At 49.0% G+C, this 11127-nt stretch carries 7 protein-coding genes; 5 read left to right on the top strand and 2 right to left on the bottom strand.

Annotated elements, in window-relative coordinates:
- Window positions 1–71: 71 nt before the first annotated feature.
- Together BWI93_RS23415 and BWI93_RS23410 are read right to left on the bottom strand one after the other, a co-directional pair.
- Window positions 72–866, bottom strand: coding sequence for a DUF2490 domain-containing protein (locus BWI93_RS23415; RefSeq protein WP_094815935.1), 795 nt, complete (start codon window positions 864–866; stop codon window positions 72–74).
- Between the two features lie 430 nt (window positions 867–1296).
- Window positions 1297–2136: a helix-turn-helix domain-containing protein gene (locus BWI93_RS23410; RefSeq protein WP_176454308.1), complete on the bottom strand. Its 840-nt coding sequence runs from the start codon at window positions 2134–2136 to the stop codon at window positions 1297–1299.
- A gap of 220 nt (window positions 2137–2356) precedes the next feature.
- Between BWI93_RS23410 and BWI93_RS23405 the strand changes: the two genes are divergently transcribed.
- From BWI93_RS23405 to BWI93_RS23385, 5 genes are all read left to right on the top strand, one after another.
- A complete protein-coding gene (locus BWI93_RS23405) occupies window positions 2357–3988 on the top strand; it encodes an alpha-L-fucosidase (RefSeq protein WP_094815931.1) in 1632 nt (543 codons plus the stop codon).
- Window positions 3989–3996: 8 nt separating this feature from the next.
- Entirely contained in the window at window positions 3997–4341 is a 345-nt protein-coding gene (locus BWI93_RS23400; RefSeq protein ID WP_094815929.1) for an L-rhamnose mutarotase, read from the top strand.
- 418 nt (window positions 4342–4759) lie between these two features.
- Entirely contained in the window at window positions 4760–7825 is a 3066-nt protein-coding gene (locus BWI93_RS23395) for a TonB-dependent receptor (protein ID WP_094815927.1), read from the top strand.
- Between the two features lie 100 nt (window positions 7826–7925).
- Window positions 7926–9560: a RagB/SusD family nutrient uptake outer membrane protein gene (locus tag BWI93_RS23390; protein ID WP_094815925.1), complete on the top strand. Its 1635-nt coding sequence runs from the start codon at window positions 7926–7928 to the stop codon at window positions 9558–9560.
- A gap of 215 nt (window positions 9561–9775) precedes the next feature.
- On the top strand, window positions 9776–10798 hold the full coding sequence (locus BWI93_RS23385; protein WP_094815923.1) for an aldo/keto reductase: 1023 nt from the start codon (window positions 9776–9778) through the stop codon (window positions 10796–10798).
- Window positions 10799–11127: the final 329 nt, after the last annotated feature.

Here is an 11127-nt window from a genome sequence, read left to right as displayed (position 1 = left end):
CGACTGTTCAGAAGCGTACAACACGCTGTTCATTTTTGAACGGCTGTATGCGAAGAAAAAGTGATGAAAACCTACTTGTCAAGCAGATTCTCCAGGTACACAAACAGGTGCAGTGCGTGATTAAATCGGTAGATGCGTAGTGCTTCATCCGGAATTCGCTGAACGGCAAACTGGTTTAGATACCCGACTTCCACCCGAAGGTTTTTCTTTACGTACCTGCCCATCGCCAGGTACGTTCGGTTTTGATCGAAGTGAGTAATGGAAGGAGAAATCACCGCCATTGGCTCTACGCTGACATGGGTGTACCACTTTTTGTTCAGCGGATTGATCCAGCGAGCCATGGCCCGTAAGCGAACATTGAATCGGTCGGCCAGTACTTCCTGAGATTCGCCGTCCGACAGAAAGATATAGGAAGTTGCCAGGGTATCCGTGTGCGAGGGCCATCGTAGTTCCGCCCGGTATCGCTGAACAAATTCACCCTTTTTCAAAGGCTTGGTGATCTGTAATTGAGGAATAACCCGAATTTCCTGAAAGAAGGTAATTGGCTGGTACTGATTGGTTTTTCCCCAGTTCCACCACACCCCGATGGGGGAAAGCGACAAACGGACGGGTTTCGAAAGCTGGTAATTAACCCAGGGCCTGAACACCTGTAAAAGCGGATGCCGGAATACGTTAAGATCGCGACCATGGTCATCGGCCTGCCGACGATACTGATGATCTAACTGCAAACTCCACCTGGTATTGATTTTATAAACGTAATTCAATTCAGTCCAGAACACGGCCCGGTGACGCACCTCATTTTGAAACGATTGTCCGTACGCCTTTAATCCTAAACTACAAAGTATAACCAGTAAATACCGACTCATTTTTATCCAGCGATACGAGGCTAACCCTCCTGCCTGCCTATATAACTCAGGCCTGCTGATAAAGTTACGGTTATGGAAGCAGCAGACGCCGTCATTCACCCTGTGTCGGATGCTCTGATTCCAGGATGCCGTTGCAGCGTATGAACGATCGTTCCTCTGACGATGTACTTTCCTTTCACCAAGTGTTCCTTACCTATTCAGAGCAAATGATTTAACTAAAACCGATCCGTTAAGAGTCCTGAGCATACTTCTCTCTTTGAAACTTACGTTTCCTAAAAATTTCGCCTGTCCATTCCGCCACTATCACTTACCAATACAAACAACTGTAAATCAGAATATTATATATGTTTTTTGAACACAGGTTCTCCTTTGTTGTCTTACAAACCTTGCCTACGGTCCTACTGTAAAAACCACCATTGGTCTCCTCTACTTAAAACATATTCGCCCGGCTGTACTGACTGGCACTTTGTCCGGTAACCTTTTTAAAGCTTCTGGAAAAGTAAGACAAGCTCTCAAAGCCTGTTTCAACCGCGATTTCCGATAAGCTCAGGGGGGTCGTGAGCATCAAAAACTGAGCTTTCTCGATTCTTTTTTGCAGCAAATATTCCAGGGGACGCTGACCCGTTGCCTGTAGAAACAGTTTAGAAAAATAATGGGCACTCTGACTTACCTGATCGGCTAATATCTCGACGGTTATTGTATTGCTTAACTGCTGCTGGATGTAGTTCATGGCCTGCTCAATTTTAGCCGGTATCCGGGTTTGCTGCGAGGATAGCCACTCGTCGTTTCCCAGAAAACGGGACAGCAATTGCAAAATCAGGCCATTGGTTTCCACATAGGCGGCAAAGGGAATCTCATTATTTCGCTGTTTGAAATCCTTCAGCAAGGGTTGATTCTGATATTCTCTGGGGTCATCACTCCTTCTTAAATCCCGCCCGGGATTTAATTGTAACAGCCGCCTGAAGAGAATTAAATCTTCCGGAATCGATTTGATTTTGATCACCCGACGGCTGGAGGCGAACAGCGACAATCCAGCCGGATTCTCTTCCAGAATATGCACGTAATATTGACTGAGCCAATCATTGCAGGCGTGATCGCATCGGGTGAAGCTGGGAATCAGATACAGGTGCCCCGCTTCCAGTACCAGGGACTGATCCGTATCCCCGAGCGAACCCAAACCGCCATCAATGAGATAAATCCGATAGAAAGGACTCATCACGTCCCGATAATTCCACGATTTGTTCAACTGGACATAGTCGGTATGTAACAATGAAAAAGTGGTTTTAAAGCCTGTATTATGCATAAGTCATTGATAGTTAGATTAATTAACTTTCTACCTGAATTTCTGCCAAATTTTCAAACTTACACAAAAACCCGATTTGTTAAAATTAAAATCCTTTTTGTACAATTCAAACATTTTATTATACTATACATTTGTATTATCAATTAGCTGTTCTAAAGGCGTCTTACGCTAGCCTAAGCATTCACCTATGAATCGTAGATCCCTCCTTAAAAGTACGCTTGGTTTATTACCCACGCTGGCTCTTTCCAATCCTTTGTTGGCTGAACTGGCCAGAACCCGGAAAGGCCCGTTCTTACCCACCTGGCAATCGCTGGAACAGTTTCAGACACCGACGTGGTTTAAGGATGCTAAATTTGGGATTTGGGCTCACTGGGGGCCGCAGTGTCAGCCGGAAGCCGGCGACTGGTACGCCCGGGGCATGTATCAGGAAGGCAGTCATCAATACAAATATCACCTCAACAAATACGGACATCCTTCCAAATTTGGCTTTAAGGATGTGATTCATGAGTGGAAAGCCGAAAACTGGAATCCGGAAGAGCTGGTGGCTTTTTATAAGCAGGCGGGAGCTCAGTATTTTATGGCCATGGCTAATCACCATGACAACCTGGATCTGTATAACAGCAAATACCAGTCCTGGAATTCAACGAAGGTAGGTCCCAGGAAAGACATCATCGGCGGCTGGGAAAAAGCCGCTCGCCGCCAAGGCCTTCCCTTTGGAGTCAGCGTGCACGCGGCCCATGCCTGGAGCTGGATGGAAACGGCTCAGCGGAGCGACAAACAAGGGCCTAACAAGGGCGTTCCTTACGACGGCAACGTGACCAAAGCCGATGGAAAAGGCAAGTGGTGGGAAGGCATGGATCCTCAGGAATTATACGCCCAGAATCACCCCCTGAGTAAAAACAGCTGGGACGACGGCATGATTCACAGCCAGTGGAACTGGGGCAATGGAGTGGCTAAACCCACCAAAGCATACTGCGACAAGTTTTTAAAGCGAACCATTGATCTCATTGATCAGTACAATCCCAAATTCATCTATTTCGATGATACGGCTCTGCCGCTGTGGCCCATCGATGACGCTGGGCTAAAAATTGCCGCTCACCTTTACAACAAAAACATAGACAAGCAAGGGAATCAACAGGCGATCGTGTTTGGCAAAGTGCTCGATGAGCAGCAGCGAAAATGCATGGTCTGGGATATCGAAAGAGGACAGAGTAATGCCATTGAACCCCTGCCCTGGCAAACCGATACCTGCATTGGCGACTGGCACTATAACCGGGCGGTATACGATCGGAAAGGGTATAAATCGGCTAAAACGGTCATTCACACCTTAGTTGACGTAGTCAGTAAGAATGGAAACCTGATGCTTAATATTCCGGTACGGGGCGATGGCAGTATTGATGAGCAGGAGCGGGCGGTGGTGACCGAAATTGGTAACTGGATGAAAGTCAACAACGAAGCCATCTACGGCACGCGGCCCTGGAAGGTATTTGGCGAAGGCCCGGCTCAGGAAGGAGCCGCCCCCCTGTCAGCTCAGGGCTTCAACGAAGGCAAAGGCAAAGCGTTTACCGCCCAGGACATTCGGTTCACGGCCAAAGGTGACGCCTTGTATGCGACCGTCATGGGCTGGCCCGAGAACGGCAAAGTGGTGATTACTTCGCTGGCTACCGAGAAGGGCTTACATCCGACCCCCGTTCGCCGCGTTTCGCTGCTCGGAGGCAATGATTCGCTGTCGTTTGAGCAAACCAGCCAGGGCCTTGTCGTGCAGATTCCCGAAAATAAACCGGCTCTATCCTATGCCAATGCCCTGAAAATTGTTTAGATCCGCGTATGAAAAAGTTCTGCCTTGCCCTGGATTTAAAGGACGATCCTGAGCTTATCCATGAATATGAGCGATACCATCAATCCGAAAATGCCTGGCCCGAAGTAACGCAAAGCATCCTGTCAAGTGGCATCACGGGTATGGAAATCTATCGAACCGGCAATCGCCTCTTCATGATCATGGAAACGAAGGATGACTTTGATTTCAGTCTAAAAGAGGAAATGGATCGCAACAATGCCAAAGTAATGGAATGGGAAGCCCTCATGTCGCAATTTCAACTTCCGCTTAGCTGGTCCGCTGAAAACGAAAAATGGGTACCCATGAATCGCATCTTTACCCTGGTTCCTGCTTAACCTCTCTAGTAAAATACCGGATTAGGTATCCTAGATTTCTAATCACTAAAAACGTATATCAATAAGCGTTAAAAACATGGTTTAGTGAGTGGCCGGGATGTGCATGCTTCAGGTATCCTGAAGTGTGCTTCCCAATGGCCCGCCAACTGAATTACCGAATAGCTCACCCCAAAACAATTCATTGATTTAGTATTTCACCCTTAAACCTCTAGTAGTGAATGGCCGGGTGCCCGCTTCCTCATAGCTGAAGTGGGCACCCAATAGCCTTTCATCTACTGCATTTTTACGGTTAGTCCTAAACGTCTAGTACCGAATCGCCAGTACGCGTTCCTTATTTCTGAAGCATACGCTTTCCCTTAGCCCTTTTCAAACCTAGTAACAGCTCCTGTCCCGGAGCTGCCGGAATCTTATTGTCTTCATGCTCATTACATCTTATGAAAAACCTATTTTTACTACCTCCTCACCAGCGAATGGTCCAGCGAGCGGTGCTCATGGGATGCCTGCTGATTGCGGGCGTTTCAAAGGCGGAATCCAATCGAATTCCTGCTTTCCTTACTCCCAAAACGCGAATCCCAGCGGCTTCCCCGCCGGAAAAAGCATCGCCTTCAGTATCACGGGTAAGCTTACGGATGAGAAAGGAACGACGGTTCCGGGAGCTACGATTCGCCTCCAGGAAAACGCGAACATCGGTACCACTTCCGATGCTGACGGGAAATTTTCGCTCAGCATTCCCACGGATGCGGGGACCTTACTGATCTCTTCCGTTGGTTACATCAGCCAGAGCGTTGCAGTTAACTCCAGTAAGACGGCGGTAGAGATTGTGCTTCAAACCGATACCAAAGCCCTTACCGAAGTCGTCGTGGTAGGATATGGTACGCAGAAAAAAGTAAACGTAACGGGCTCGGTTTCCAGCATTTCAACGAAAGAAATTGAGAACCGTCCCATCACGCAGGTTTCTCAGGCCCTGGCGGGTTTGATAACGGGAGCGGTCGTCTCCCAAGGATCGGGACAGCCCGGCAATAATGGAGCCGGGATCACCATCCGGGGCATTGGTTCCTACGGGGCCGGTGGAGGACCTCTGATTCTGGTGGATGGGCTAGCCACTTCCATCAACGACGTCGATCCCAACAACATCAAGAGTATTTCGGTCCTTAAAGATGCGGCCTCTGCCTCCATTTACGGAAGCCGGGCCGCCAATGGAGTGATCCTCATTGAAACCAAACGGGGCCAGAGTGGCAAACTTCAGGTAACGTATAACAATTACCTGGGCTGGCAAAAGCCCACCGCTTTGCCCGAATTCGTGGATTCCTGGGAATATGCCAAACTCCGCAATGAAGCGAATGTCAATGCGGGTCAGTCGCCCTCCTACACCGACGCTCAAATTGAGACGTTCCGCAACCAGTCGGACCCCGATAACTATCCCAACGTGCCGCATTTCAAAAACCTGCTGACTTCGGGCAGTGGTTTTCAAATGTCCCACGCTCTGAATTTTGCGGGCGGTACGGAGCGGAGCCGCAATTTGTTTTCCGCGAGTTACCTGTCCCAGGACGGCATTGTGGCCAAAAACGGATACACTCGTTACAACTTCCTCTTCAACAATGATAGTCAGCTCAGTGATAAGCTGACGCTGAAAGTGAGCCTGCAAGGCTACACATCCGAAAATCATTCGCCTAACTCGAACGGCGGTGGCATGAACAGTATTATTAACATGGCCGTTCGTCAGGGGCCCATCTACGCCGGACGCAAATCCGATGGCACTTACGGCTACCAGGATAATTATAGCCCGGAAGCCTGGTTATCCAGTAACTCCTTTTATAAAGGCACCAATAAATACTTTTTAGGTGGTGCCGAAATGAACTGGAACATTCTGCCTGGACTAAATTTAAGCGGTAAAGTCGGCTATAACTTCTGGAGCAGTTACAACAAGACCTATGCTTCTGATTTCCAGTTCGATGCCAATAAATACGTTGGTCCCAATAACCTTAATGTCTACTCCGGACAGGGTACGCAGGTAACGCTGCAATCGCTGCTTTCCTACGCTAAAGTCATTCAGGATCATTCCTTTACCATTCTTGGGGGTGTCTCGCAGGAAGAATACAATGATTCTTATATTTCGGGCTACCGCCGAGACTTTCCTACTTCCCTGCTGTACGAGCTGAATGCGGCTTCGGCCACGGGCATGAGTGTTTCGGGCTCGGCTTCTTCCTGGGGCATTCGATCGGTTTTCGGGCGGCTTAACTACGCATTTAAAGATCGGTATTTACTGGAAGCCAACCTGCGAGCCGACGGCACCTCCCGCTTTCCGGCCAAAGGTCGCTGGGGCGTGTTCCCCTCCTTCTCTGCCGGCTGGCGTATTTCCGAAGAAGCCTTTCTTCGCTCGGCTACTTGGCTGGACAACCTGAAACTGCGGGCTTCCTGGGGGATACTGGGCAATCAGAACGTAGGCACGTACCCGTACCAGAACCTGGTAAGTTTAGGCCAGAACTACTCTTTCGGCGGGGCTATGGCTACGGGAGCTGCGACGACCCGGCTTAGCAACGGAGACATTACCTGGGAAGAAACGGCGATTTCCAACCTGGGGCTGGATGTAACATTGTGGAAAGGGAAGTTAAGTATGGTTCTCGACGTATTCGATAAGAAAACGACCGGGGTTCTCTATACCGTTGCCACCTCTTCTACGCTGGGCTTAGGTACGTCATCTGTGAACGTAGGAAGCGTAAAAAATACGGGCTTTGAAGCTCAACTGACGTACCGAGGCAAAAGCAACGGGGTGAACTGGGCCATTTCGCCTAACTTCTCTTACATCAAAAACCGCATTACCGGCTTAGCCGATGGCTTGCAGCAAAACATCGGCAGTGGCTTATTCGTAGGACAGCCCATTGGCATTTTATACGGGTATGAAGCGGACGGCCTGTTCACGAATACGGATGACATCAGCACATACCCGGCCCAGCCCTACGCCGCTCAGCCCGGCTTGGTTCGTTACAAGGATATCAGCGGTCCCAACGGGGTTCCCGATGGGAAGGTCGATGCGACCTATGACCGAAAAATCATTGGCAACACCGTTCCAAAATATACGTTCGGAGCGAACCTAACCCTTGATTATAAAGGCTTTGATTTCTCTGCGTTGATTCAGGGACTGGCGGGTTATCAGAAGCAAATCGGTTCGTACTCAGCCTTTGCGTTTTATAATGGCGGACAAATTCAACGCTGGCAGGTGGAAAATCGCTGGACGACGGACAACCCCGATCCCAACGCAAAGTACCCCAAGCTGACCAGCCTTCAAATGGGCAGTGGAACGATTCAAACTTCTACCTACTGGAATCGGGATGGTAGCTTTGCCCGCCTGAAAAATATACAGCTAGGTTATAGCCTCCCTGCGGAAGTACTGCAAAAATGGAAGATCAGCCGGCTACGTCTGTATTTCAGCGGCGAGAATCTTATCTCGCTCAATAAGTTCTACAAAGGCTGGACCCCGAAATGACGAACGATCGCGGCGATGGCAGTCAGTTCTACCCCATTACCAAGGTCTACACCTTCGGCATTAATCTCAACTTATAGTACGCACAAACGATCAAGCATCGATGAAAAATATACTTTTCCCTACTACTCGAAGAATCGTTACCAGTTTACTAACGCTTCTCACGGCTACAATTGTACCGAGCTGCAAGTCCGATTTTTTCGATAAGCAACCCCTGGATGCCATCTCGGATGCCACCTTCTGGAAAACCGAAAAAGATGCCAACCTCGCCTTGGTGGGCTGTTATAATTTTGGTTCGGGATGGGCTTCGGGAGATTTCTTTGGCGGCATGTCCATGATCTACCTCGATATGATGGCAGGCCTGGGTTCTGAAAAAGAACTCATCCCTGATGCCGTAACCAATGGTACCCTGAACTCCACCTACTGGCTTACGGGTGCTTTCTGGAGCAATTCGTACGTGACCATTGCCCGCTGTAATAATTTCCTGGATCGCGTCAATACCATTACCATTAATGAGACGACCAAGGCCATGATGGTAGCCGAAGTAAAAACGATTCGGGCTTACTTGTACCTGAATCTGGCTACGTATTTCGGGGATGTTCCCATGCCTACTAAAACGCTTACCATCGCGGAGGCAAACAGCATCAGGCGAACCCCGAAAGCGGAAGTATGGGCGTTTGCTGAAAATGAACTGAAAAGCAGTTTCCCCAATCTTCCTTCCACGCGTCCGGTCAGCGAACGCGGCCGCATTACGTCCGGGGCCTCATTAGCCATTTTGGGTCGTCTGCAAATGGCCGAAAAGAAATGGAGCGATGCCGTCGCCACCTACAAACGGATCATCGATAGTGGCGTTTACAGCGTGGATCAGGCTGGCTTTGCCCAACTCTTCCGACAAACGGGAGAAAACAGCAAGGAAGTCGTGTTTGCCCACGAATACCTGGAAGATTTTCTGAGTACCGTCATGCTGCAATACCTCTACCCGGAAGCCTACGGCGGATGGCATCAGTTTTCTCCCTATAACGAGCTGGTTCAATCGTATGAATGCACGGACGGTAAAACGGTGGAAGAGTCGCCACTGTACAAGTCCAGCGACCCCTACGCCAATCGTGATCCACGTCTGGATTATACCATCATGATTTCCGGCCGTACGACGTTCAAGGGGATTACCTATGAAGCCAGTCCCACCTCTACGTCTCCCGACCGCATTACCCGTTACAACTGGAGTGGCTATTGCATCAACAAGTTCATGGACCCGTCGTTTTCGGGAAGCCTGACCAATTACGGGGGTAACTTTCCGCTCATTCGGTATCCGGAGGTATTGTTAAGCTATCTGGAATCAAAACTGGAAGCCGGAGAGGCGATCGATCAGGCTCTGCTCAATGCCACCATCAATCAGGTCCGGGGACGCAGTTCGGTAGCTATGCCCGCCGTTACCACCACCAACCCCGCCAGCCTGCGAACGATTATTCGCCGGGAACGGAAAGTAGAATTTGCCTTCGAAGGGCTGCATTACTTTGATATTCAACGCTGGGGAACGGCAGCGGCGGAGCTCAATCGCCAGTTTACGGGTATGAAACTAACCAATACGCCAGCCACCTATACGGCTTTCCCGGTCGATAGTCAGGGCTTTTATTTGTACCAGAAACGGAATTTTGTAGCGGGCAGAAATGAATTATGGCCCGTGCCGCAATCGGAACGGGATATTAACCCCAACCTGACTCAAAATCCTGGATATTAAGAAACTACCTTAACCCCCTCAGCCGTAGATACAACTTTCTGCGGTTGAGGGGGCTACAGGCAAAGAGCAATTTCTTCACTTATTCCCTTCGCTTTTGTAGGTTCCAACAATCCGGATAAAGTCTATTGTTTAAGCGGCCGTTACTGTTTTGTTTTCATTTTTCGCCGGCCATTTTTACTTTTCCAGTCTAGTATTCGCTTCCTAAACGAATTTTCATGCAAACCCTTTCTTCAACAGGTATCGATCTTCCCCCCGTCATTTTCGGAACCAGTTGCCTTGGTAACATTTATGAAGCAACGCCTTTTGAAACCAAGCTCAGCATTGTACAGGCCTGCGTTGAAAACTCACCCGGCAAGGCCGTTTTTGACACCGCAGGCAAATACGGAGCGGGATTAGCCCTGGAATCCCTGGGGAAATGTCTGGAAGAATTAAAGGTTGACCCGAAAGACGTGCTCATCAGTAACAAGCTGGGCTGGTATCAGGTGCCGCTTACCACGCCGGAGCCTACATTTGAACCCGGCGTTTGGAAGGAGCTCAGCCATGATGCGGTCCAGCGGATTAGCTACGAAGGTATTTTGGAATGTTTTCACCAGGGCAATGCCTTGCTGGGCTCGTACAGCTCCCAACTGGCTTCCGTACACGATCCCGATGAATACCTGGCCCGTGCCACCAGTCCGGAAGAAGAAGAACGCCTCTACCAGGATATTCTCGACGCATACCGTGCTCTTGCCGAGTTGAAAGCGTCCGGACAAGTGCTGGGCGTAGGCGTAGGAGCCAAACAGTGGCGAATCATCGAACGACTTTCGAAAGATGTACAGCTGGACTGGGTGATGATTGCCAATAGCCTTACCCTGCACGATCATCCGGCGGCACTGATTGAATTCATTGAGCAGTTGCACCAGAAAGGAGTAGTCGTCATCAACTCAGCCGTGTTCAACGGTGGTTTTCTCATTGGCAGTGAATACTACAACTATCGTCCGGTAGCTGCTGACACGGCAGAAGGCCAAAAGCTGCTGGAATGGCGAGAAAAATTCTGGGCCGTATGCGAACAATTTGGTATTAAACCCGCCGAAGCCTGTTTCAATTTCGGGTTCACCGTGCCCGGTGTGAGCAGTGTAGCTTTAAGTACAACCAAGCCGCATAAAGTGAAACCTAATATTGAAATGGCCACCAAAACCATCCCCCCAGCTTTTTGGGATGCGTTAGTACAGGAAGGGTTAATTGATAAAAGGATTTAATAAAATAATTCCTGCTGGTTAACATTCGTATACTCAGATAAGTAACCCCAAAGTGACTGCTATACATCAGACGCTTTGGGGTCACTCTTTTTTCGTACTAGTTACACTTCTGTTTGGTCTATTTCGCTGAATTGACTCAATTGATTTATGCCAACCATACACATACAGGATTTCTAAAAATGAGGTTACTTTTATTCAAAAGACCTCTATTAGAACAAGCTTTTGCTTTCTGAATCCATGCCTTACGCTTATTATTCTTTACCTTCTTTTTACTTCTATCATTTCCGGACAAACCAGATTGTAGTCCGATCCCTCCATTACTCCATCTT

Origin of the sequence: Siphonobacter sp. BAB-5385, assembly GCF_002261125.1 — a bacterium.
Classification (GTDB): Bacteria; Bacteroidota; Bacteroidia; order Cytophagales; family Spirosomataceae; genus Siphonobacter.
Note: the sequence above shows the minus strand (reverse complement) of the source record. Positions and strands in the feature narration are given on the sequence as shown.